This window comes from Stenotrophomonas maltophilia group sp. msm4 (assembly GCF_032025605.1).
GTDB classification, from domain to species: Bacteria; Pseudomonadota; Gammaproteobacteria; order Xanthomonadales; family Xanthomonadaceae; genus Stenotrophomonas; species Stenotrophomonas sepilia.
Map to the genome: position 1 here is coordinate 545,747 of NZ_JAVSKK010000003.1, position 22,305 is coordinate 568,051.

Genomic DNA, 22,305 nt, shown 5'->3' on the forward strand with positions numbered 1-22,305 from the left:
TTGGATCAACCCTTCAATGCCGCCTGCACGAACGGCGGGGTCACCAGCACGCCGGTGTGCAGCGCGGCGGTGTAGTACAGGGTGTTGAAGGTCTTGGCGGCCGAGTCGGCCTGGCGGAAGTCGAAGCTGCTGTCGCCCTTGCGCGCCATGGTCACGCTCCACCAGCCGGTGGGGTAGCACGGCTGCGGGAACGGCAGGGTCTTGAACGAACCGAAGCCGGCCTTGCCCATCTCGGTGCGCATTTCGTTGATCAGCGCCAGCTGCATCAGCGGCGACTCGGACTGCTGCACCAGGATGCCGTCGTCCTTCAGGGCCTTGAAGCAGCTCTCGTAGAAGGCCTTGTTGAACAGGCCCTCACCCGGGCCGACCGGGTCGGTCGAGTCCACGATCACCACGTCCACGCTGCCGGCCGGGCAGTTGGCCATGTAGGCCACGCCGTCGTCGAACAGCAGCTCGGCGCGGGCGTCGTCGTTGGAGTCGCACAGTTCCGGGAAGTGCTTGCGCGCCATCACGGTGACCTGCTCGTCGATATCGCACTGGGTCACGCTCTCCACGCCGGTGTGCTTGAGCACTTCGCGCAGGGTGCCGCAGTCGCCACCACCGATGATCACCACGCGCTTGGGCGCGGCGTGGGTGAACAGCACCGGGTGGCTGATCATCTCGTGGTAGAAGAAGTTGTCCTTGCTGGTCAGCATGATGGCCCCGTCGATGGTCATCAGGTTGCCCCAGTCGGTGGTCTGGAAGATCTCGATCTTCTGGAACGGCGACTGCACCTCGTCCAGCTTGCCGGTGATGCGGTAGCCGATGGCCGAGCCGGTGCGCTCGAAGTGTTCGATGTACCAGTTGTTGCTGTCAGTCATGGGAAAACAGTCCTGTTCGGAGGGGTGGAGCCGGGCTGGCGGGCGGGGCCGCGTGGCACAGATGCCACATCCGGACGGATCGGCCCGTTCAGGTTGGAACCTGTCACGGGCGCGGGCGCGCATGATAACGAACCTGTGGGCACATAGGCGTTATCATGCCCCCCCTTTTATTGCCAACAAGGCCGACTGAAATGACCGATTGGTCCCTCGACCAAGCCCGCAAGACCTACTCGATCCCGCATTGGGCGGACGGTTACTTCGACGTGGATCAGGCCGGGCACATGGTGGTGAGACCGACCGGGGCGGACGGCCCGGTGGTGTCGCTGCCCAAGGTGGTCGATGCGGCGCGGGCGGCGGGCGCCAAGCTGCCGCTGCTGGTGCGCTTCCCGGACATCCTCGGCCAGCGCCTGGGCAAGCTGCAGGCGGCCTTCGCCCAGGCCCAGCAGGACTGGGAGTACAGCGGCGGCTACACCGCCGTGTACCCGATCAAGGTCAACCAGACCCGCGGCGTGGCCGGCACCCTGGCCAGCCACCACGGCGAGGGCTTCGGCCTGGAAGCGGGCAGCAAGCCCGAGCTGATGGCCGTGCTGGCGCTGTCGCGCCCGGGCGGGCTGATCGTCTGCAACGGCTACAAGGACCGCGAGTACATCCGCCTGGCCCTGATCGGCCGCAAGCTGGGCCTGCAGACCTTCATCGTCATCGAGAAGCCGTCCGAGCTGAAGCTGGTGCTGGAAGAGTCCAAGGCGCTGGACGTGAAGCCTGGCCTGGGCGTGCGCATGCGCCTGGCCTCGCTGGGCGCCGGCAAGTGGCAGAACAGCGGTGGCGACAAGGCCAAGTTCGGCCTGTCGCCGCGCCAGCTGCTGGACCTGTGGAAGTCGCTGCGTGACACCGAGTACGCCGACTGCCTGAACCTGCTGCACTTCCACATGGGCTCGCAGATCTCCAACGTGCGCGACATCGCCAACGGCATGCGCGAAGCCACCCGCTACTTCGTGGAGCTGTCGCGCCTGGGCGCGAAGATCACCCACGTCGATGTGGGCGGTGGCCTGGGCGTGGACTATGAAGGCACCCGTTCGCGCAGCTTCTGCTCGATCAACTACGGCCTGCATTCCTACGCCAGCAACATCGTGCAGCCGCTGGCCAATGCCTGCGAAGAATTCGGCCTGACCCCGCCGCGCATCGTCACCGAGTGCGGCCGCGCAATGACCGCGCACCACGCGGTGCTGATCGCCAATGTGTCGGAAGTGGAAGAAGCGCAGGAAGGCCGCGTGCCGGACCAGCACGACGACGAGCCGGCGGCGATCCGCCACCTGCGCGAGATCCACGACGAGCTGGACGTGCGCCCGGCGGTGGAGCTGTTCCAGGAAGCGCAGCATTTCCATGCCGAAGGCCTGGCCAGCTACGCGCTGGGCCAGATCGACCTGCCGCAGCGCGCGCGCATCGACGATCTGTTCTACGCCATCGCCCACGGCGTGCGTGCGCGCCTGAGCTATGACGAGAAGAGCCATCGCCCGGTACTGGATGAACTGAACGAGCGCCTGGTCGACAAGTACTTCGTCAACTTCAGCGTGTTCGAATCGATCCCGGACGTGTGGGCGATCGACCAGGTGTTCCCGATCGTGCCGATCGAGCGCCTGGATGAAACCCCGGACCGCCGCGGCATCATCGCCGACATGACCTGCGATTCGGACGGCATGGTGGAAACCTATGTCGAGAACGAGAGCCTGGACAGCTCGCTGCCGCTGCACAAGATGAAGCCGGGCGAGAGCTACCGCATCGGCTTCTTCATGGTCGGCGCCTACCAGGAAATCCTGGGCGACATCCACAACCTGTTCGGCGATACCGACGCGGTGGAAGTGCTGGCCGATGCCGATGGCTATGCCATCACCCAGCAGCGCCGTGGCGATACCACCGACGTGATGCTGGACTACGTGGGTTACCGCCTGGACGAACTGCGTGCGACCTATGCGCAGCGCGTGGCTGCAGCGCAGCTGTCGCCGGAACGCGCGCAGGAACTGTCCGAAGCGTTGGAAGCCGGCCTGACCGGTTACACCTATTTGTCCGACGAACCGCTGGTCTGATGGACAGCGCCGGGCTTGCCCGGCGCTACCGTTGCGATGAGCGCGCGCGCGATCTTCCACCTGTTCCTGCATGCCGCCGTGCCAGCGTTGCTGGCATGGCTGTTCTGGCGCAAACGCTTCGCCTCGGCGTGGCTGCTGCTGTTGCTGGGCTGGATCATCGACCTGGACCACCTGTTGGCCGACCCGATCTATGCACCGAACCGCTGCAGCATTGGTTTCCATCCGCTGCACACCGCACCGGCCATCGCGGTCTATGCGGGCCTGTGCGTACCGAGGAAAACGCGGTTGTTCGGCATCGGTCTGATCATCCACATCGTGCTGGACGCAATTGATTGCTGGTGGATGCATCACCGTTGATGCTTGATGCACGGCGACCGGTCGGATTGGCGCTTGGTAGAGCCGGCCGCTGGCCGGCTTCCGCAGGGTGTTCCTGGTGACCACGTGGTTGCCGGCCAGCGGCCGGCACTACCCACCGTCAGGTTGGTCGTTTCACCCCACCGGCAGCCACAACGTCGCGCGCAGGCCCAGCTGTACATTCTCCAGCGCCACGCGTCCGCCATAACTGGCGGCGATATCGCCCACGATCGCCAGCCCCAATCCACTGCTGCCCACGCGCTCATCCAGCCGCACGCCACGCTGGGTGACCCGTTGCAGGGCGTCTGCGGCCAGGCCGGGGCCGTCGTCGCGGACCTCAATGCGCAACTGGCCGTCGTCGGCTTCCGCGCTGACCTGGACCTGCCGCTGTGCCCAGCGCCCGGCATTGTCCAGCAGGTTGCCCAGCATCTCCTCCAAGTCCGCACTGGCACCGGCGAACTGCAGCGCCGGTTCGATACCGGCCGCCGTGAACGTGATGCCACGTTCGCCATGCACGCGTGCCATCAGCCGGCACATCGCCTGAGCGACGGCCGCCACGCCGGTCCGCTGGCGATGGTCGGCGGCCAGTCCTGCAGCCAGGTAACGGTCGACACTGGCCTGCATACGCGCACTCTGCTCGCGCACGGTGGCCCGCCAGTGCGCGCCATCGCCGTCGGCTTCGGTGGCCAGTACGCTCAGCGGGGTTTTCAGCGCATGCGCCAGATCCTGTGCACTGGTGCGTGCGCGCGCGACCATGCGTTGCTGGTGGTCCAGCAGCGCGTTGAGTTCTTCCCCCAGCGGTGCGACTTCCGCGCCCAGCCCTTGGGTTTCGATGCGCTGCGCATCGCCGCGCCGTACCCGTTCCAGCTGCGCACCGAGGCGATGCAGTGGGCGCAGGCCGAAGTGCACCTGGCTGGCCAGCACCGCCAGCCAGGCGGCGACCAGCACGCCCAGCGCGATGGCGGTGCGCTTGCGGAATGCAGCGACATCCGCATCCAACGCACTGCGATCAGTGGCAACCACGGCCACGAACGGTTCGCTGGCGCGTGGCAGGCGCACCTGCTGCACGCGTGCGCGCAGGGATTGCTGCAGCGGCCCGGGCAGGTTGCGGGTGGCCGGCCCGGCAACCGGCGCCGGCAGGGTTTCATCCCACAGCGAGCGTGACTGCAGCAGCACGCGGCCATCGGCACCGGCGATCTGCCAGTAGGCCCCGGAGAACACGCGCTGGAAGCGTGCGTCATTGGGTTCCTGGCGCAGGCGCAGCTGTCCGTCCGCATCCACTTCGGCCTGCGCCAGCAGGGTCAGCATGTCCTGCTGCAGTTCGTGGTCGAGGCGGTCGCGCGCGCTGCGCTTGAACAGCTCGCCCAGCAACGCGCTGGCCAGCAGCGAGACCAGCAGCAGGCCGACGCCGCCGGCCAGCAGCAGGCGCCGTCGCAGCGATGGTTGCCGGCTCACGGCGCGGCCAGCCGCCAGCCCTGGCCGCGCACGGTCTGGATCAGGTCGATGCCGAGCTTGCGTCGCACGCGTCCGAGCAGCACGTCCAGTGCATTGGAGTCCGGGTCGTGGCCACCGTCGAACACCTGATCGCCCAGCCGGTCGCGGCCGATCACCTGTCCGCTGTGATGGATGAAGTAGCTGAGCAGGCGGAACTCCTGCGGACTGAGCGGCAGCGCCTGCCCATCCAGCTCAAAGCGGCCGGCGTTGACGTCCAGCTGCAGCGGGCCGCAGTGCAGGCGCGGGCTGGCGTGGCCATGGCTGCGACGGATCAGTGCACGCAGCCGCAGCACCAGTTCGTCGGCCTGGAACGGTTTGGTCAGGTAGTCGTCGGCGCCGGCATCGAAGCCAGCCAGCTTGTCGTGCCAGCGCGCCCGCGCGGTCAGCACCAGCACCGGAAAGCTGCGGCCATTGCCGCGCCAGCGCTCGATCATGCTCAGTCCGTCCAGCCCGGGCAGGCCCAAGTCGACGATGGCGGCCTGCAGGTCTTCGACCTGGCCGATCTCCTCGGCCTCGCGGCCGTCAGCGACCACCGCCACCACATAGCCGGCCTGTTCCAGCAGGGGCACCAGGCGCTGTGCCAGTGCGGCATCGTCTTCGGCCAACAGGATGCGCATCAGTCGTCGAGCTCCGTCTTCAGCAGCTTTCCGCTGCGCGCATCATAGTCCAGCTCCACTACTACGCCGTCGCCGCGCAGGATCTCCACTTCGTAGACGCCGTCGTCCAGCTCCACTTCCAGGAGCTGGCCCGGGTAGCGCTTGAGCGCATCGCGCACCACGCTTTCCAGCGGCACGTAGCGGCCCTGCTGCACGGCACGGCGCGCGACCTGCTGCGCCGGGTCCTGTACGGGCGCGGCGGCGATCGGGGAGCCGGCCAGGGCCAGCAGCAGGGGCAGGGTGGGAAGCATGCGGGTGCAGAAAGAAAGAAGGAGGGGTTCAGGCGCGAGTGTGCCGGGGATGACTAACAGCCGGCTAACAGCCATGGCTAAGGCGCTGTTAACCGAGGCATGCATCGTGGCGTTGCCGGGATGGTCCGGCCACGAACACGAACAGGAGAACCCCCATGTTGAAGTCGCTCACCCTCGCCACCGTTGCCCTGCTGGCCATTGCACCGGCCGCACAGGCCGCACCGCTGGGCATGGCCCAGGTCGAACAGACCCTGCGCAAGGCCGGCTACACCCAGATCCACGAGATCGAACGCGATGACGGCCTGTGGGAAGCCGACGTGAGCCGCGCCGATGGCCGCTTCAGCGAAGTCTACGTGGACCCGAAGACCGGCGAGATCTTCGATGAGCACAGCGGCCGCGCGCTGCTGACCACCGAGCAGGTGCTGGCACGGGCGCAGTCGCATGGCCTGCGCGAGATCCATTCGCTGGAACGCGATGGGGCGACCTGGTCGCTGGAAGCCCGCAATGCCCGCAACCAGAAGGTGGAGGTGCGCCTGAGCGGTTACGACGGCCGCATCCTGCACAGCGAGCGCGATGGCTGGCTGGATTGACGTTGGCCTCTGTAGAGCCGAGCCCATGCTCGGCTTTGCGGCCAACCGTAGCCGAGCATGGGCTCGGCTCTACAGAGGCTGGCCTACCAGCCGTACGGCGGCGGGTAGTCCCAATAGCCCGGGCCGCGGCCGTAGTAGCCGCCATACGGGCCGAAGAAGCCCGGGCCCTTGCCCTCGCTCACATGGATGTTGAGGTTGACCCCGTGGGTCTTGCCCTCATCGGTGGTGTAGTTCTTGCTCAAATTCAGCGTGGCCGCGTTGTAGTGGCTGTTGCCGCCGTTCTTGGAATAGCCGATGCCAGTGGTGAAGCTGCCCGACACCTTGACCTTGTCGTCGGTGACGTCGGCGATCTTGGCGTCGTCGTGCACGCGTGGGCCGCTCTTGTCACCGTAATAGGTGCCGGGCGGGTCCTGCTGCAGGGCCGGGTCGTTGAGGTAGCGCAGCGGCGCCTGCGGCAGCGTCAGGTCCAGGCCGGCAGCCTGCGGCGCGGTGGCGCCAGCGGCGGACTGGGCCAGCACGGTTCCCGGCAGGGCCAGGCACAGCAGCAGGGTCAGGGGGCGGATCATGACGGCGCTCCAGCGGACAGGTGGCCACGCAACACGCGGCGGTACAGGCCGACGCTAGCAGGGGTTGCTTGAATGATGCCTGTCGGCGCCGGATTGGGGTAGAGCCGGCCGCGGCCGGCTGCAGGTCACAACCGCCCGAACCCGAACAGCCCTTCCAGCGCATGCTTGCGCCGCTCGATCCGGGCCCGCAGCAGCTGGGCGCCGATCATCGAATAGGTGATGCCGTTGCCACCGTAGGCCATGGCGAAATGCACCCGCGGGCCCCACTGCGGGTGCGGGCCGAAGAAGGGCAGGCCGTCGGCGGTTTCGGCGAAGGTGCCGGCCCAGGAAAAGGCGGGCACCGGGTCTAGGCGCGGGAACCAGTGCAGGAGCTGATCCATCAGCTTGTCGGCCTTGCGCTGCACGCGCCGGTCGCGCCGCGCCGGGATATCGATGGCGTCGTCCAGGCCACCCACCAGCAGGCGGCGGTCGCCGGTGGCGCGCAGGTACAGGTACGGGCGTGCGCTCTCCCACACCATCGTGCGCTGCAGCCGGCCCAGCGTGTCCGCATCGATCGGGTCGGTGATGAAGGCGTAGCTGCTGCGGTTGCGCGCAACCCGCTGTTCAAGCCAACGCTGGTTGGCGTAGCCCATGGCCAGGACCACGTGGCGGGCACGGACCGTGGCGCCGGCCTCGGTCATCGCGGTTACGCCCTGCGCGCCAGGCTTCAGCGTGTGCAGCACGGTGCGGTCGTGCACATGGCCGCCGCGACGGCGCACTCGTTTGAGCAGGCCGTAGGTGAGGCAGTAGGGATCGACCCGCGCCGCCTGGCGGGTCAACAGGGCGCCGCCGGCATCCACGTCGAAGCGTTCGCGCAGGGCTTCGCGGTCCAGCCAACGCGCGTCCAGTCCAATATCGCGGCGTGCAGCTCCTTCGGCCATCAGGCGCGGCACGTCGCGCCGTCGGCTGGCCAGGTACAGGCTGTCCATCTGGCGGAAGTCCACCTCCTTCAGCCCGCGTGCCACTTCAGCCAGTGCCGGGATCGCGTCGGCACAGGCAAGGTAGGCCAAGGCGGCGGCATCGTTGCCATAGCGCTCGGCCAGTTCCAGCAGATGGGTATCGATCTCGTACTGCAGCAGCGCGGTGCTGGCCGCCGTGCTGCCCCAGCCGATGTCGCGCTGCTCGATCACCGCCACCTCGTGGCCGTGGGCGGACAGTTCGTCGGCGATCAGCGCACCGGTGATGCCGCCACCGAACACCAGCACGTCGCAGCGCAGATCCTGCTCCAGCGGGGGAAACGCCTGCAGCAGTCCGTTGCGCACTGCCCACCAGGGGTAGCCACTTTTCAGGTCCATGCGTGGTCGTGCTCAGGCGGTGGGGTGGCCGGTATGCGGGGTCTGGATCAGTTCGGACAGATCGAAGCCCTGCAGGCGGGCCGCGGCCAGATAATGGTCCTGCACGGTCGCGTCCAGGCGTGGCTCGCGCGCCAGCAGCCACAGGTACTTGCGATCCGGGCTGCCGACCAGCGAGACGCTGTAGTCCGGGGCGACCTGGATCACCCAGTAGTCGCCCTTGGCGAACGGCAGCCAGCGCAGGCCCTTGGGCAGGAAGCTGACTTCCAGGCGCGCGCTGTCGTTGTCGACGGCGCAGGCCTCGCCGGTGGCCTCTTCGATCTCGCCATCCATGCGGCAGCGGTTGGTGACGCCGACGTTGCCGTTGTCGAGCAGGGTGTAGTGCGCCGATACATCGGTGCAGCCTTCCGGCTCGTGGCGCATCGGCAGGCGCGCGATCTCGTACCAGGTGCCCAGGTAGCGCGGCAGCTTGAGGTCGGCGACGGTCTTCAGCGGCGGGTGCTCGGTCATCGGTCATCGTGGCAGGGGCGGGCCTCCACGATGCCGATGGGCTCGCCATGGGCGGGTGAAGCCGGGGCGATGGCCGCGTCCAGAACGATCCGTCGCCGATGCGACGTGCCTGTTGTCACCGGCATGGCGGTATCCTGCCGCCAGCGCCGTGTTTTCCTGATCCAACCGAGGTGGAGGTGCCGATGTACCAGGTGATCCTGTTGAAGAGTGAATCCGCGTTCGCGCGCGAACAGTGGCCGCAGGTCGACGACCTGGTCGACTACGAGGGCGTCAGCTACAGCCTGCGAGCCGGCCCGCGCCAGCCACTGCCGACCGACCACGAGTGGCACCCGGTGGCGGTATATGCGCCCGATGAGATCACCGAGGAAGAGTTCCAGGACTGGTACGCGCTGCAGCAGCCGACCGTGGAAGAGCTGCGCCTGAAGTACTGATACTGCTGCACGTCCCCCATCCGCCGTTTACCGCCTGTGCCGTATAGTCGCGCGCAGGCGCGGTGGTCCGCGCGAACCGGTGTGGCTGCGTGTCTTCTTTCCTGCGATCGATCCGTGCACGGGGGCCCTGGTGGGTCCTGCTGCTGTGCACTGCCTTCCTGCTGTCCGCGCCGGTGCTGGCACAGGATGAGGACCCCACGCCCAAGCAGCAGCTGGCGGACATCGATTCGCGGTTGAAGGATGTCGAGCGCAAGCGTGGCGATGCGGAAGCCACCGAGACGCTGGCGATGCTGTCCGAGAATGCCTCGCAGGCACGGCGTGACGCCGAGGCACTGGAAAAGGCACTGCAGCCCCAGCTGGATCGCATCAACGAGCAGCTGGCGCAGCTGGGAACGCCTGCCGAGGGCACCACGGAGCCGCCGGAGCTGGCAGCGCAGCGACGGGCCATAACCAAGCAGCGCGACGGGCTGGCCGCGTCGGTGGCCCAGGCCAAGGCCAGTGCCGTGCGTGCACAGCAGCTGGCGACCGACATCGAACAGCAGCGCACCGCACAACGCACGGAAGAACTGGGCCAGAAGGTCGCCTCGCCGCTGTCGCCTGCGTTGTGGAGCAAGGTGGCCGAGCGTCTGCCGATCGATATCGCGCGCGTTGCGCCGTTGGCCGAGCAGGGGCGTGACGCGCTGGTCGCCGGCATCCGCGCCCATGGCTGGGGCACGCCGTTGCTGGGCCTGCTGGCCGCGCTGGTGATGATGTTCCCGCTGAGGTTGTGGCTGCGCAGGCTGGGGCGGCAGTTCGCCGCGTCCGAGCGCGCGCCTGATGGACGACTGCGCCGGTCTGGCCTGGCGATGTGGCTGCTGCTGGTGGGCACGCTGCTGCCCGGTTATGCGGTAGTGGTGCTGATGGCGGCGCTGGATGCGATCGATGCCATCGCGCCGCGCCTGCAGGTGGTGGCTGACGGCCTGGAGACCGCCACCTTCCGTGCGGCCTTCATTGCCGCGCTCAGCGCCTGCCTGCTGGTGCCCAAGCGCCCGTCATGGCGGCTGTTGAACCTGGACGACACCGCCGCGCTGAAGCTGCGCAAGTATGCCTGGGGCGCGGCGGTGCTGGCCTGGCTGAGCACGGTGCTGGTGGCCCTCGACCAGGCTACGCGCACCAGCGACGTCACCACGGTGGCGTTGGACGGCCTGATTGCCCTGACCTACCTCGGCCTGATCATGGCCATGCTGGTGACCCTGGCGCGCCTGCATCGGCGGCAGACCGCCGAGGCCGAGGCCAAGCTGGAAGCACAGGCCGATGGCGTGGGAGCAACCACGCCCGTGCGCCGCAGCAGCTGGCTGGTACTGGCCCGGGTAGCGGGCAACATCGCGGTGGTGGCCGCCATCGTTGCCACGTTGCTGGGCTACCTGAATTTCGCCAAGTTCGTGAACCAGCAGCTGATCGGCGGCAGCATCGTAGTGCTGGCCGCAACCCTGCTGTTCAAGTTCGTCGATGACCTGAGCACCTGGATGCTCAACGCCGACAGCAAGGTCGGCCAGACCATCCTGCTCAGCACCGGCCTGAGCGTATCGCGGCTGGAACAGGCGGGCGTGCTGCTGTCGGCGGCGTTGCGCACCATCGTCGTACTGATCGCGCTGCTGGCGTTGGTGGCACCGTTCGGCAACATCGGCGCGGTGGTGGAGCGCTTCTCCTCGCTGTTCACGTCTGGATTCGACATTGGCGGAACCAAGCTGGAGCCGGTGCGCATCGTGCTGGCGGTGCTGGTGCTGCTGGCTGGCCTGGCCGTTACCCAGCTGGTACAGCGCTGGCTGACCGACACCTACCTGCCCAAGACCGAGCTGGACCTGGGCGCGCGCAATTCGGTGAGTACCGTTGCCCGCTATGTGGGGATCATCATCGCGGTGATCTGGGCGCTGAGCGCGATGGGGCTGCAGCTGAGCAAGCTGGCCCTGCTGGTCAGCGCGCTGTCGGTGGGTATCGGTTTCGGCCTGCAGGTGATCACCCAGAACTTCGTCTCCGGCCTGATCCTGCTGGCCGAGCGGCCGGTGAAGATCGGTGACTGGGTGAAGCTGGGTGACCAGGAGGGCGACATCCGCCGCATCAGCCTGCGTTCGACCGAGATCCAGGTGGGCGACAAGTCGACGTTGATCGTGCCCAACTCCGAGCTGGTCACCAAGACCGTGCGCAACATGACGATGGGCAACAACCAGGGCCGCATCCAGATCCAGTTCGCGGTGCCGCCCAGCACGGATGTCGGCAATCTGCGGCAGGCGCTGCTGGATGCGTACACCGCGCACACGAACGTGCTGAAACAGCCGGCACCGACGGTCTACATCGACAGCATTGCCGGTGGCCAGATCACCATCAACAGCTTCGCTTACGTTGCCAGCCCGCGGCAGGTGTACGCCACCCGCAGCGACCTGTACTTCAGCCTGCTGCAGATCCTGGCCGAGCGGAACATTCCGCTGTCGACCCCGACCGACATCCACATCATCCGCGATCCGCAGTAGTGCCGGCCGCTGGCCGGCAAGCTCAGCAGCAACAGCAACAGCAACAGCAACAGCGTGCATTCCGTGGGATGGCGGGGCGGTGCCGGAGTGCGGGGACGCCGTGAATCCTTCCATGGAGGCTTGGCAGCCGCATCCATGCGGCTGACACCCCACACTCCGGCACCGCCCCGCCTTCGACAGATTTCCGCGATCTGTTGGAATTGCTTTTGGGGTCAGATCCGTTTTCCGGAGGAAAACGGATCTGACCCCAGATTGATTTCGATATCTGACAAAAGTGTCGACCAAGGTCGACACCTACCGACAGCACACGGAATCTGTCAAAGGTGGGGCGGTGTGGGTTGGCAGGACCGTTGGCGCCATGGATGGCGCCATCGAGCCCCCATGGTGAAGTGACCCCCGAGACTTGGACGGTGGGGTCAGGCGGCTGCTTGGGCCTGTTCCCGGTACTTTACCGGGCTTAGCCCCTTCAATTTCAATCTGATTCGCTCTTGGTTGTAGTACTTGATGTACTCCACCAGCCCGGCCTCCAGGCTTTCGATGCTGTCAAAGCTGTTCAGGTAGAAGAACTCCGACTTCAGCGTCCCGAAGAAGCTTTCCATTGCCGCATTGTCCAAGCAGTTGCCACGTCGGGACATGCTTTGCTTCAACGAGTGCTTTTCCAGCATGTGCCGGTAGTTCTCATGCTGGTACTGCCAGCCCTGGTCGGAGTGGATCATTGGCCGCTCATCCGGCGAAAGCTTCTTGATGGCCTCCTCCAGCATCTGACCTACCAGATCGAACACAGGCTGGCGCTTGATCTGATAAGCCACGATTTCACCGTTGTAGAGGTCCATGATCGGCGACAGGTACAGCTTCATGCCTTGCACCTTGAACTCGGTGACGTCAGTCACCCACTTCTGGTTGGGCCGCTCGGCATGGAACTGGCGATTGAGGTCATTGCCAACCACAACATTGGCGGCCCCTTTGAAGGACCGGTAGCGCTTCACGCGTACCCGTGATTTCAGGCCCATCTCCCCCATCAGGCGCTGTACCCGCTTGTGATTGGTCCGATGGCCCTGATTGGCCAGTTCCAGCGTCACCGTGCGATACCCATAGCGCCCTTGGCTTTGATCGTAGATTGCCCGGATGCGCTCGCACAGGGCTGCCTCATCCTGATCCGGATGGGCCAGGACATGGTTCTGGTAATAGAACGTACTGCGTGACAGCTCTGCCGCTTCGAGCAGAAGCGACAGCGGATGAACCTGCCTCAATCCTTGGATGGCTTGCGCTTTGCGTCCTGCGCCGCCTGCTCTTCCCGGATCAAGGCATCGAGTTTTTTTAGGTAGTCGGTCTCCGCACGCAGATAGGCAACTTCCTTGAGCAGCTCATCGCGGCTCATTTCCTCAGGTGGCTTGGACGAACGGGTCTTTTTCATCGGCTTTCGGGGCGGCGGCGGAGGTGGTGCCAGCGCTTGGGCGCCGCCTTGAGCATACAGGCGACGCCACCGACCCACCGCGCCGGCATCGCCAATTTGAAAGTAAGTGGTGGCCTCCCGCCCGGACATGCCGTCCTGGCCCATCTTCTTCAGGACAGCCAGCTTGAATGCGAGGTCATAGGACTGGGACTGGCGATGAAATCCCCGCCAACCATGCAGCCGATAGGTCGCCACCCAGCGCCTGACCGTGGAGAACTCCAGGCCGTAGCGACGAGCAACGGCTTTGACCGATGTGGAGGTCTTGCAGGCCTGTTTGGCGACCTGCAGTTTGAAACGCGCGTCGTATCTGTTCATGTATCCCTCGGGGTCGGATCTGATGTCCAACTCCCGGGGGTCACTTCATGGACGGGTTTACGGCGTGTCCTGCCAACCCACACCGCCCCGCCATCCCACGGAATGCCAGCTGTTGCTGTTGCTTCTGAGGTTGCCGGCCAGCGGCCGGCACTACCACGGGTGGCAGGGCGCAGCCCTGCAAATAGCCCTACCCCTGCGGTCGGCTGCGCGAGGGCACCAGTGCGAACGTATCCACCGCCAGCTTCTCGGCGTGGTTCAACCACGCGCGGATCTCCAGATCGTCCACTTCGTGATCCAGCCCGAACGACACGTTGATCTTGCCGTTGGCATCGGGCTGCACCCACTGCTGGGCCAGCACCACCTTGCGCTGCGAGGACACCGCTTCGATCCAGAAGCCGCGGTCCGGGCGAGTGCTCGCCACCAGTTGCAGCATGTACTGGCCGGCACGCGTACGGCGTCCCTTCTGGGTGATCATGTGTGCCTGGCGCACGCTCGGGCGCGGGCCCTGGAGCGTATCCAGCGGTGCATCCACCGCGATGCCACCGCGCAGGTCGTTGTCGCGGTACAGCTTGATGCCGTTGTCGCGGTTGACGAGCAGGGCGCACCAGTCGCCGTCGGCCGAGCCGTCCTCGAACGCGGTGCAACGGTCGACGTAGGCCAGGGTGTTGTCCGGGTTGGCATCATCGAACTGGCGCGAGGTGTTTTCCAGATACACGGACTTCAGGCCCCAGTCCTTGTCGTACTCCAGCAGCACCGGCGGTTGCACGTGCTGCAGGCCAACGACCACCTGGTCATCGCCATCGATCTTCAACTCGCGGGTCGGCTGGCCCAGCCACAGCGAACGGGCGAAGGCCAGGTACTGCGGGTAGTCGCGGCCATCATCGCGGCGTGCGGCCACGCTGGCGCTGGGCGCGCGCTGCGGGTCGATCAGCGAACGGCCAAAGCCCATCGTCTTCAGGTTCGGGTCCAGCAGGCTGAGCAGGGTCGCACCGGAATCCAGGGTGGTGCCAGCGTCGGCACTGAGCTGCTGCGGGGCAATGCCGTCGCCAAGGAACAGCAGCAGGTTCTCGCGCTTCTGCTTGGCCAGCACGTGGCTGAGATCGTTGGGCATCGCCAGGTGGTCGGAGGCGATCACGATCAGCGTGTCCTTCCCATACGGGCTGGCCTGGATTCGCTCGACCAGCTGTGAGATCAGGCGGTCGGTGCACTTGAGTGCATTGAGCAGGCCGATGTTGCCGTACCCGCTCCGGTAGCGCTCGCCCTTGCACGACACCGGCAGGTGGCCCGCCGGGTGGTGGGTGTCCATGGTCAGCGTGGTCAGCATGAACGGTGAACCGGCGCGCGAGAGCTGCTCGAAGCGCTGGTAGGCGGTGTCCAGCAGCACGTCGTCGTGCACGCCCCAGGCCGAGTAGTGGATGCGGCCGATCTTCTTCTGCTGCTTGAACCAGGCCAGGTCATGCACTTCGTCAAAGCCATGGCTGGCCAGGAACTGGCCCTTGCCGGCGAACTGGCCGTTGGCGCCGCCCAGGTAATGGTTGGTGTAGCCCTGCTGCTTCAGGTAGTCGCCCAGGCACACCGCCTTGGGCAGGAAACTGCCCATGCGGTCCATGCTGTTCTCGTCGCCCTGCGAGGTGGTCAGCGGCACGCCGCACATTGACGACACCAGGCCGGCGATGGTCCAACCGCTGCCTTCGGCCGAGGCCAGGCCACGCACGTCAAGCGACTTGGACGCCAGGCGGTTGAGGTTGGGCATCAGGCCGGGAAACACGGCCTCGTCCAGATAGGTGCGTTCCAGGCTTTCGCCGTAGATCCATACGATGTTGCGCGGGCGCTGCAGCGGCTGCGTCGGCACCTGGTATTCGGGGGCGATGCGAGCGAAATCGACCGGGCGCAGCTGCTGGTAGAGGCGTTGGCCGTCACGGGCCAGCGGGCTGATCAGGATCGTGGCCACCCACACGGTCGCGAAACCGGCGAACAGCGCACCACCGTGGCCGGGCCGGCGCCAGCGCTTCACCCGCGTGGCAAACAGTGGCAGCAGCGAGACCAGCGCCAGCACGATGAAGCCGGCGATGTAGCCCTTGAAGTCGGAGACACCAGCGCCTTCCATGTCGGCGCCGAGGTGATAGAGCGTGGCGGCGTTGAGCCCATCACCGGACAGCTTGTCGATCAGCCACCACGTGCTGAGCATCAGCAACAGCAGCGAGAATGCACCGGCCTTCCACCACACCCACTTGTCGGACGCGAGGAACAGCCAGCACAGCAGCAACAGCGACAACAGCAGTATCCAGAGCATAGGCAGCTTCGGCAGTGACGGGGTGGTGGCGATGGACGTCGTACCGACGCGTGTCCATCCGACCGGCGCTGCTGCAAGCACATCCACATGACAGGCCGATGACCCGATAGTGCATGCACGAAGCTGACTGAAATGTTTGTTGAAAGGACGCGCGTGCAATCACGCCGCGAAGGTAAAACGAGCGTGAAAGGCTTCGTTGGATTGCATTAAAAAACCGCATGAATACGCGGCTTTTCGCCAAAGCATCAGCGGTGCCCGCGTTCCTCGCGCGCCCGTGCGCGACGATCGAACAGCAATGCACTGGTAACGATGCCCAGCCCCAGCACCACGCCGATCAACAGCAGTAACAGTGCGATGAGGGGATAGCCGAACAGGTGCCAGCCGGTGTCGATCTTCATCATCATTGCCGCAGCCATGATCAACGCGGCGCTGATGATGCCGGCCGCCACGCGGTTGGCGATCTTCTGCAGGTTCTCCATCAGGCGTGATTCTTCCAGCCCGGTCACCTTCATCTGCAGGCGGTTCTCGGCCAGCAGCGCCATGATGTCCGACAGCTTGCGCGGCCCGTCGCGCAGCAGCTGCTGCAGCTCCATCGCCTCGCTGGCGATGTTGGCCGCCGACAGGGATTTCTTCAGGCGCGCGCGCATCACGTGCTGCAGCTGGCGCTCGACGATGCGCCGCGTGTCCAGCTCCGGCGCCAGCAGCCGGCACACGGTTTCCAGGTTGAGCAGGGCCTTGCCCAGCAGGCTCAGTTCCGGCGGCGTGCGCAGCCCGCAGGCAGTGGCGATGCGCACCATGTCCAGCACCACGCGGCCTTCCGAGAAGCTGCCACTGGCGGCGTAGCGCGCGATCAGCTGGCCGGTCTCGCGCAGGTAGCGCTCTTCGTCGAAGGCCTCCAGCCGCGTACTGATGCTGATCAGATCGTCGGCCACTTCTTCGCCGCGGCCATCGACGGCGGCGAACAGGATCTTCAGCAGCCGCTCGCGCAGGCGCGGCGGCATGTGCGCGACCATGCCCAGGTCGAAGATCGCCAGCCGGCCATCGGGCATCACCCGCAGGTTGCCCGGGTGCGGGTCGGCATGGATCTCGCCATGCACGAAGATCTGGTCCAGGTAGCCGCGGATCAGCGCCGCTGCCAGCGGATCCATGTCCTGCTCGGTGCGGCGCACGCCAGAGATCGCATCCACACGCACGCCGGTGGCGAGCTCCATGGTCAGCACGCGCTGGCTGCTGTAGTCCCAGATCGGCTGCGGTACCCACAGGCGGCGGAAGGGCCGCAGATGCCGTCCGAAGCGGGCCAGGTTCTCGGCCTCGGTGTGGTAGTCCAGCTCCTGCATCAGGGTCTTGGCGAACTCGTTGAGCCAGTCGCGCAGGCGCACGCGGCGGCCCACCTGGGTCAGATGATCGGCGGCCAGCGCGAAGCTGCGCAGCGCCTCCAGATCCGAGCGCAGCTGCGCTGCCACTTCAGGCTTCTGCACTTTCACTGCCACCTGGCGGCCATCGTGCAGCACCGCGCGATGTACCTGCGCGATCGACGCACAACCCAACGGCTCGGGATCGAACGAGGCAAACAGCTTGTTCACCCCCACCCCCAGCTCCTGCTCGATGATGGCGTGGATGCGCTCTACCGGGATCGGCGCCACCTTCTCCTGCATGCGCTCCAGGGCGGTGGCGAACTCCACCGGCACCATGTCCGGGCGGGTGGACAGCATCTGGCCCAGCTTGACGAAGGTCGGCCCCAGGGCCTCCAGGTCACTGACGAACTGTTCCGGGTTGCCATCGGCGGGCACGTCGGCCTGGTTGCTGGCGGCGTCCAGGTTCATGCCGGAGAACACGCCCGAATGGCGGTAGCGCAGCAGCAGGCGCAGGATCTGGCTGCGCCGGTTCATGCCTTTGACCAGCGGAGGATTGCCATTGGCGGTGGGCGGATTGCTCAAGCGGAACTCCCATGCGGCAAGGACGGTAGTGCCGGCCGCTGGCCGGCTATGTCCGGATTCGGCAGTGTCGCCGGGGGAAGGTGGGCATGCGGTGAACCCCGCAGCTATCGCAGAGGCCGGCGGATCGGTCAGAATCCGCTCATTCCCATTCTTGGACGCCCCATGGCCGGTGCCAGCCTGTTTGCCCTGCTCGACGATATCGCCTCCCTGCTCGACGATGTCTCGGTCCTGACCAAGGTCGCGGCGAAGAAGACCGCCGGTGTGCTGGGCGACGATCTGGCGCTGAACGCGCAGCAGGTGACCGGAGTCAACGCCAACCGCGAACTGCCGGTGGTCTGGGCGGTGGCCAAGGGCTCGCTGGTCAACAAGGTCATCCTGGTGCCGGCGGCGCTGGCGATCAGTGCGCTGGAAGCCTGGCTGCACAGCCGCGGCTGGAACGTGCCGCTGATCGTGCCGCTGATGATGATCGGCGGTGCCTTCCTGTGCTTCGAAGGCGTGGAGAAGCTGGCGCACCGCTTCCTGCATTCCTCCGATGACGATGCCGAGCGCCAGGCCGAACGCCGCAAGGCGCTGGCTGACGCGCAGGTGGACATGGTCGCGTGGGAGAAGGACAAGGTGAAGGGCGCGATCCGCACCGACTTCATCCTTTCGGCCGAGATCATCGTGCTCACCCTGGGCGTGGTCGCCACTGCGTCGTTCACCAACCAGATCCTCACGCTGAGCGTGGTCGCACTGGCGATGACCGTGTTCGTCTATGGGCTGGTGGCGGGCATCGTCAAGCTCGATGACGTTGGGCTGTACCTGTCGCGCAAGGGCGGTGCCATTGCCGCCTTCGGTCGCGGGCTGGTGGCGTCGGCGCCGTGGCTGATGAAGTTCCTGTCGGTGGCCGGCACCATCGCCATGTTCCTGGTCGGCGGCGGCATCCTGGTGCACAACGTGCCGGCCCTGCACCACGCGGTGCAGGCGCTGGGCGGCGAAGGGCAGTGGGGCTGGCTGGTGAGCGCGGTGGGCAACATGGTGGTCGGCATCATCGCCGGCGCCATCGTGCTGGCAGCGGTGACCGGGTTCCAGAAGCTGCGCGGGAAATGATCTGTAGAGCCGAGCCCACGCTCGGCTGCTCTACGGCGCTGCGCGCCGCCGCCTGAGCATGGGCTCGGGCGCTACAGCGTCTGCACGCTGGATCATCAGCCCGCCTGCACGCGGTTCTTGCCCTGCCGCTTGGCCGCATACAGCGCGTCATCGGCGCGCCGCAGCAGGGTTTCGGTATCGTCACCGGGCTGCCACTGCGCCAGCCCGGCGCTGAAATGCACCGGCACGCGCTGCTCCTGCACGGTCAGCACGCGATGTGCCAGCGAGCGCTGCAGGCGCTGCACGGTGGCCATGCTGTCGGCGCCCTGGGTTTCCGGCAGCACCAGCACGAACTCGTCGCCGCCCAGCCGTGCGATGCCGTCGGTGGCGCGCAGCAGCAGCTTGCACACGGCCACCAGGTGCTGCAGCAACGCATCGCCACCGGCATGCCCGTGCGCGTCGTTGGTCTGGTGGAAATCATCCAGGTCGATCACCGCTACGCCCAGCGGTGAGTTGTTGCGCGCGGCTCGGGCCAGCTCGCGCTCCAGCAGTTCGTCCAGGCCACGGCGGTTCAGCGCCTGGGTCAGTGGATCGATGCGTGCCAGGTCACCAGCGGCGCGCAGTTCCTGCTCCAGCTCGGCAATGCGCTGCTCTGCACGCTCCACTTCCTGCCGCGCATTGGCCAGGTGATCGCGGGCCTGTGCGGCCTGCTGCTGCACTTTGCCGGTATCGCGCATCACCTCCTGCAGCAGCTGGTTGAGGTCGGCGATGCTGCGCGCCTCGCGCAGCTGCAATGCGTAGCTGCCAATGCGGTCGTGATACTCGCCGGTACTGGTCGCCATGCCGTCCATGCGCTCGATGAACTCGCCCATCAGCCCACGCATCGCCGCCTTCGAATCGTCGATGCCCTGGCGCAGCAGACCCTGCTTGTAGATCACTTCGCGCAACTCGGCGCGGGTGCGCTCGACTGCCTCGGCTTCCAACGGACCGTCCAGCAACTGGCGCACCGCCGCGATCTGGCCCTGCAGCCAGCTGCGGTCATCCAGCAGCTCGCTGACGTTCTCCAGCAGCAGCGCGAACAGCTCCAGCAGCAGCGCCTGCTGCTCCTGCCAGCTTTCGGCACGCACGCCGACCTGGTGGCCAAGTTCGCGCACGCCCTGTTCGATTGGTTCCAGGGCCGTGCCCGGCTGCCATTGGCGCAGGCGCAGGGCCAGCGCCTGCGCCTGCTCGCGCAGGTCCGGGTCGTGCTGCAGCAGGGCCACCACCGCACCGCCCAGCAGCAGCCGCAGCTGCTCGGACAGGCGCAGGCTTTCCGGCTGCCCGTCCGGCGAATGCTGCTCGATGGTACGGATGTACTTGTCGATCAGCTGCCGCATCGCGCGCCCATAGCGCGGCCAATCGGCGCTGGCCTGTGCCGACTGCAGGCGGTCGCCCATGTCGCCCAGTTCGCCGGGCAGGGTGGCCATGCCGTTGGCGAACGCCGCCAGCAGCGGTTCCGGCGCATCGGCGCCCGCGAACAGCTGCTGCAGGGCCACGCCACCGCCGCCCTGCAGCACCACGCGGTCACCCCGCCCATCGTCCACGACCGCGCGCACGCGTGCCGGCGGCCCAAGGGCGGTACCGGGGGCAGGGCGGTGGTCGGGCTGGTCCGTCATGGAGCGAATCCTGGGGCTGGCAGGGACTGGTTCCAGCATATCGGCGCGGCCGCCGAGGGCTTGAACGGCTAGGATGGGCGACAGGATGCCGCAGTGGAGGTGGTGATGCGCGTGATGTTGCTGGGGGCGACCGGCCTGGTCGGTGGGCTGACCCTGCGCAGGCTGCTGGACGACCCGCGCTGCGGCGCCGTGGTTGCCCCGACCCGCCGCCCCCTGGCGTTGACTCACGGGAAGCTGGAGAACCCGGTGCTGGCATTCGAAGCGTTGCCCACTTCGCCAGAATGGGCGCGCGTTGACGCGGTCATCTGCGCGCTGGGCAGCACCATCGCCCAGGCCGGCAGCCGCGAGGCCTTCCATCGCATCGATCATGACTACCCGTTGGCGTTCGCACGCCTGGCAAAAGCACAGGGGGCGCAGACCTATGTGCTGAATTCCGCAGCCGGCGCCAACCCACAGTCGTCGATCTTCTACAGCCGGGTGAAGGGGGAGCTGGAGCGGGACCTGCGCGCGCTGGGCTTCAATTCGTTGACCCTGGTCCGCCCAGGGCTGATCGGGGGCGAGCGCAACGAGGTGCGTCGTGGCGAGCGCCTGGCGCTGACGGTGCTGGGCGCTTTGGGGCCGGTCTTGCCGCGTGCGTGGCGGATCAATCCGGCCACCGAGATTGCCAGGGCGCTGGTCGAGGCTGCGTTGGCCCCGCAGCCGGGCGAGCACGTGGTGGCGTCGCGCACGCTGGTCGGCTGATGTCGCGAGCGCTGCGCCTGACCCAGCTGCTGCAGCTGCTGCGCCGTCATCGACGGCCGGTGGCCGGGCAGGCGCTGGCCGAAGCGCTGGGCATCAGCCTGCGCACGCTGTACCGCGATATCGAGACCCTGCGCGAGCAGGGCGCCGACCTGCGTGGCGAGGCCGGCGTCGGTTACCAGCTGGCACCCAGCGATACCTTGCCTCCCATGACCCTGCCACCGGCCGAGATCGACGCGCTGGTGCTGGGCCTGCGCTGGGTCGCCGCGCGCACCGAGCCGGCGCTGGCCGAGGCCGCACGTGATGCCCTGGCGCGTATCGCCCATGTGTTGCCTGCGGCACGCCGCGAGGCATTGCGTGACAGTGGCCTGCGCGTGGGACCTTCGCGTGCTGCGGCCAAGGTGCCGGCAGCACGCCTGCAGGCTGTGCGCGAAGCCGTGGGATCGCAGCAGCGCCTGAAGTTCGCTTACGAGGATGCGCACGGCCAGCGCAGCGCGCGCGTCGTCTGGCCGTTCGCGCTGGGCTACTTCGATGAGGTGCCGATGCTGGCGGCGTGGTGCGAGAGCCGCGAGGATTTCCGCCATTTCCGGCTGGATCGCATCCGCCAGGTGCGTGTGCTGGAGGACTGCTACCGCGTGCCGCGCGCCACCCTGCTGCGGCGCTGGCAGAAGGCCCAGGGCATCGCGCCGGACTGGCTGGATCGCTCATAACCACAGCAACAGCCGAGAGCGGGGGGTAGAGTCGACTCTACCGGTAGTCCCCTCTACTGACAGAATGTGTCAGCAGGCCCATACCACCATGAATGCTCCCAACAACGGAGCTTCCCCATGTTCACACCCAGCACCCTGCTGCAGTACGTGCACGACGTCGCCACCAGCGCAACCTTCTACAGTGGCATCCTCGGCAAACCACCGGTTGAACAGTCGCCCGGCTTTGCGCTGTTCCTGCTCGGTGATGGTGCCGCACTCGGCCTGTGGCAGCGCGATGACGTGCAGCCTCCGGTGTCCGCGCAGGCCGGTGCCGCCGAACTGGCGATGGTGGTCTCCAACCCCGACGCCGTGCAGCAGATGCACGATGCGTGGCGCGCACTGGGCGTGCAGATCCTGCAGGCACCAACAACGCTGGAATTCGGCCACACCTTCGTCGGCGCCGATCCGGATGGTCATCGCCTGCGTGTGTACAGCCGTGCCGAGGGTATGGTCGCGCGCGATTGAT

The 22,305-nt window shown here is 66.8% G+C and carries 20 protein-coding genes; 9 read left to right on the top strand and 11 right to left on the bottom strand.

Annotated elements, in window-relative coordinates; all coding sequences use genetic code 11:
• Window positions 1-5 precede the first annotated feature (5 nt).
• Window positions 6-860, bottom strand: a complete 855-nt coding sequence (gene speE / locus ROV93_RS16750) for a polyamine aminopropyltransferase (RefSeq protein ID WP_072167936.1) — start codon at window positions 858-860, stop codon at window positions 6-8.
• Window positions 861-1,051: 191 nt separating this feature from the next.
• Between speE and speA the strand changes: the two genes are divergently transcribed.
• Together speA and ROV93_RS16760 are read left to right on the top strand one after the other, a co-directional pair.
• On the top strand, window positions 1,052-2,941 hold the full coding sequence (gene speA / locus ROV93_RS16755; RefSeq protein WP_049417051.1) for an arginine decarboxylase: 1,890 nt from the start codon (window positions 1,052-1,054) through the stop codon (window positions 2,939-2,941).
• 36 nt (window positions 2,942-2,977) lie between these two features.
• Window positions 2,978-3,298, top strand: a complete 321-nt coding sequence (locus tag ROV93_RS16760; protein ID WP_072167935.1) for a DUF6122 family protein — start codon at window positions 2,978-2,980, stop codon at window positions 3,296-3,298.
• 132 nt (window positions 3,299-3,430) lie between these two features.
• Here ROV93_RS16760 and ROV93_RS16765 read toward each other — a convergent pair whose 3' ends face one another.
• Genes ROV93_RS16765 through ROV93_RS16775 form a run of 3 tightly spaced genes read right to left on the bottom strand, consistent with a single transcriptional unit; the run spans window position 3,431 to window position 5,696 of the window.
• A complete protein-coding gene (locus ROV93_RS16765; protein WP_072167933.1) occupies window positions 3,431-4,750 on the bottom strand; it encodes a sensor histidine kinase in 1,320 nt (439 codons plus the stop codon).
• A complete protein-coding gene (locus ROV93_RS16770) occupies window positions 4,747-5,406 on the bottom strand; it encodes a response regulator transcription factor (RefSeq protein WP_072167932.1) in 660 nt (219 codons plus the stop codon). The genes ROV93_RS16765 and ROV93_RS16770 overlap by 4 nt, the downstream gene beginning before the upstream one ends.
• Complete coding sequence (locus ROV93_RS16775; RefSeq protein ID WP_072167931.1) at window positions 5,406-5,696, bottom strand: PepSY domain-containing protein; 291 nt, start codon at window positions 5,694-5,696, stop codon at window positions 5,406-5,408. Before ROV93_RS16775 ends, ROV93_RS16770 begins: the two co-directional genes overlap by 1 nt.
• 155 nt (window positions 5,697-5,851) lie before the next feature.
• On the opposite strand from ROV93_RS16775, the gene ROV93_RS16780 reads away from it, so the two are divergent.
• Window positions 5,852-6,286 (top strand): PepSY domain-containing protein, encoded by a 435-nt coding sequence (locus tag ROV93_RS16780; RefSeq protein ID WP_072167930.1) that lies wholly within the window; start codon window positions 5,852-5,854, stop codon window positions 6,284-6,286.
• A gap of 83 nt (window positions 6,287-6,369) precedes the next feature.
• On the opposite strand, the gene ROV93_RS16785 is transcribed toward ROV93_RS16780, so the two are convergent.
• From ROV93_RS16785 to ROV93_RS16795, 3 genes are all read right to left on the bottom strand, one after another.
• Window positions 6,370-6,852: a hypothetical protein gene (locus ROV93_RS16785; protein WP_061480247.1), complete on the bottom strand. Its 483-nt coding sequence runs from the start codon at window positions 6,850-6,852 to the stop codon at window positions 6,370-6,372.
• A 125-nt stretch (window positions 6,853-6,977) separates the two neighbouring features.
• Complete coding sequence (locus ROV93_RS16790) at window positions 6,978-8,186, bottom strand: FAD-dependent oxidoreductase (RefSeq protein ID WP_312540404.1); 1,209 nt, start codon at window positions 8,184-8,186, stop codon at window positions 6,978-6,980.
• 12 nt (window positions 8,187-8,198) lie between these two features.
• Entirely contained in the window at window positions 8,199-8,693 is a 495-nt protein-coding gene (locus ROV93_RS16795; RefSeq protein WP_005419954.1) for a lipocalin family protein, read from the bottom strand.
• Between the two features lie 182 nt (window positions 8,694-8,875).
• Here ROV93_RS16795 and ROV93_RS16800 point away from each other — a divergent pair, with 182 nt between their 5' ends.
• Window positions 8,876-9,124: a hypothetical protein gene (locus ROV93_RS16800; RefSeq protein ID WP_005419952.1), complete on the top strand. Its 249-nt coding sequence runs from the start codon at window positions 8,876-8,878 to the stop codon at window positions 9,122-9,124.
• An 89-nt stretch (window positions 9,125-9,213) separates the two neighbouring features.
• A complete protein-coding gene (locus ROV93_RS16805) occupies window positions 9,214-11,631 on the top strand; it encodes a DUF3772 domain-containing protein (RefSeq protein WP_180890734.1) in 2,418 nt (805 codons plus the stop codon).
• Window positions 11,632-12,047: 416 nt separating this feature from the next.
• Here the strand turns inward: ROV93_RS16805 and ROV93_RS16810 are convergent.
• The 3 genes from ROV93_RS16810 to ROV93_RS16820 all read right to left on the bottom strand — a co-directional run bounded on the left by ROV93_RS16810 (window position 12,048) and on the right by ROV93_RS16820 (window position 17,629).
• A protein-coding gene (locus tag ROV93_RS16810; RefSeq protein WP_312538352.1) for an IS3 family transposase occupies window positions 12,048-13,399 on the bottom strand; the annotation gives its coding sequence in 2 pieces (ribosomal slippage) (window positions 12,048-12,952 and window positions 12,952-13,399; 1,353 coding nt in all).
• 187 nt (window positions 13,400-13,586) lie between these two features.
• Window positions 13,587-15,692: a phosphoglycerol transferase I gene (locus ROV93_RS16815; protein WP_072168892.1), complete on the bottom strand. Its 2,106-nt coding sequence runs from the start codon at window positions 15,690-15,692 to the stop codon at window positions 13,587-13,589.
• Window positions 15,693-15,937: 245 nt separating this feature from the next.
• On the bottom strand, window positions 15,938-17,629 hold the full coding sequence (locus ROV93_RS16820) for an AarF/UbiB family protein (RefSeq protein ID WP_072168893.1): 1,692 nt from the start codon (window positions 17,627-17,629) through the stop codon (window positions 15,938-15,940).
• Window positions 17,630-17,791: 162 nt separating this feature from the next.
• On the opposite strand from ROV93_RS16820, the gene ROV93_RS16825 reads away from it, so the two are divergent.
• On the top strand, window positions 17,792-18,718 hold the full coding sequence (locus ROV93_RS16825; RefSeq protein ID WP_061480242.1) for a DUF808 domain-containing protein: 927 nt from the start codon (window positions 17,792-17,794) through the stop codon (window positions 18,716-18,718).
• 95 nt (window positions 18,719-18,813) lie between these two features.
• Here ROV93_RS16825 and ROV93_RS16830 read toward each other — a convergent pair whose 3' ends face one another.
• A complete protein-coding gene (locus ROV93_RS16830; protein WP_072168894.1) occupies window positions 18,814-20,352 on the bottom strand; it encodes a GGDEF domain-containing protein in 1,539 nt (512 codons plus the stop codon).
• A 105-nt stretch (window positions 20,353-20,457) separates the two neighbouring features.
• On the opposite strand from ROV93_RS16830, the gene ROV93_RS16835 reads away from it, so the two are divergent.
• From ROV93_RS16835 to ROV93_RS16845, 3 genes are all read left to right on the top strand, one after another.
• The gene (locus tag ROV93_RS16835; protein WP_172412147.1) at window positions 20,458-21,093 is read left to right on the top strand and encodes an NAD-dependent dehydratase; all 636 of its coding nucleotides are present in this window, start codon (window positions 20,458-20,460) and stop codon (window positions 21,091-21,093) included.
• Window positions 21,093-21,800, top strand: a complete 708-nt coding sequence (locus ROV93_RS16840) for a YafY family protein (RefSeq protein ID WP_072168896.1) — start codon at window positions 21,093-21,095, stop codon at window positions 21,798-21,800. Before ROV93_RS16835 ends, ROV93_RS16840 begins: the two co-directional genes overlap by 1 nt.
• 117 nt (window positions 21,801-21,917) lie before the next feature.
• Window positions 21,918-22,304 (top strand): VOC family protein, encoded by a 387-nt coding sequence (locus tag ROV93_RS16845; protein WP_072168897.1) that lies wholly within the window; start codon window positions 21,918-21,920, stop codon window positions 22,302-22,304.
• Window position 22,305: the final 1 nt, after the last annotated feature.

Excerpts from the sequence above, each read along its gene's own strand:
- ROV93_RS16825 (WP_061480242.1), top strand. The coding sequence starts at position 17,792 with ATGGCCGGTGCCAGCCTGTTTGCCCTGCTCGACGATATCGCCTCCCTG.
- ROV93_RS16840 (WP_072168896.1), top strand. The coding sequence starts at position 21,093 with ATGTCGCGAGCGCTGCGCCTGACCCAGCTGCTGCAGCTGCTGCGCCGT.
- ROV93_RS16835 (WP_172412147.1), top strand. The coding sequence starts at position 20,458 with ATGCGCGTGATGTTGCTGGGGGCGACCGGCCTGGTCGGTGGGCTGACC.
- ROV93_RS16760 (WP_072167935.1), top strand. The coding sequence starts at position 2,978 with ATGAGCGCGCGCGCGATCTTCCACCTGTTCCTGCATGCCGCCGTGCCA.
- ROV93_RS16790 (WP_312540404.1), bottom strand. The coding sequence starts at position 8,186 with ATGGACCTGAAAAGTGGCTACCCCTGGTGGGCAGTGCGCAACGGACTG.
- speA (WP_049417051.1), top strand. The coding sequence starts at position 1,052 with ATGACCGATTGGTCCCTCGACCAAGCCCGCAAGACCTACTCGATCCCG.
- ROV93_RS16770 (WP_072167932.1), bottom strand. The coding sequence starts at position 5,406 with ATGCGCATCCTGTTGGCCGAAGACGATGCCGCACTGGCACAGCGCCTG.
- ROV93_RS16815 (WP_072168892.1), bottom strand. The coding sequence starts at position 15,692 with ATGCTCTGGATACTGCTGTTGTCGCTGTTGCTGCTGTGCTGGCTGTTC.
- ROV93_RS16800 (WP_005419952.1), top strand. The coding sequence starts at position 8,876 with ATGTACCAGGTGATCCTGTTGAAGAGTGAATCCGCGTTCGCGCGCGAA.
- ROV93_RS16780 (WP_072167930.1), top strand. The coding sequence starts at position 5,852 with ATGTTGAAGTCGCTCACCCTCGCCACCGTTGCCCTGCTGGCCATTGCA.
- ROV93_RS16830 (WP_072168894.1), bottom strand. The coding sequence starts at position 20,352 with ATGACGGACCAGCCCGACCACCGCCCTGCCCCCGGTACCGCCCTTGGG.
- ROV93_RS16785 (WP_061480247.1), bottom strand. The coding sequence starts at position 6,852 with ATGATCCGCCCCCTGACCCTGCTGCTGTGCCTGGCCCTGCCGGGAACC.
- ROV93_RS16845 (WP_072168897.1), top strand. The coding sequence starts at position 21,918 with ATGTTCACACCCAGCACCCTGCTGCAGTACGTGCACGACGTCGCCACC.
- speE (WP_072167936.1), bottom strand. The coding sequence starts at position 860 with ATGACTGACAGCAACAACTGGTACATCGAACACTTCGAGCGCACCGGC.
- ROV93_RS16775 (WP_072167931.1), bottom strand. The coding sequence starts at position 5,696 with ATGCTTCCCACCCTGCCCCTGCTGCTGGCCCTGGCCGGCTCCCCGATC.
- ROV93_RS16795 (WP_005419954.1), bottom strand. The coding sequence starts at position 8,693 with ATGACCGAGCACCCGCCGCTGAAGACCGTCGCCGACCTCAAGCTGCCG.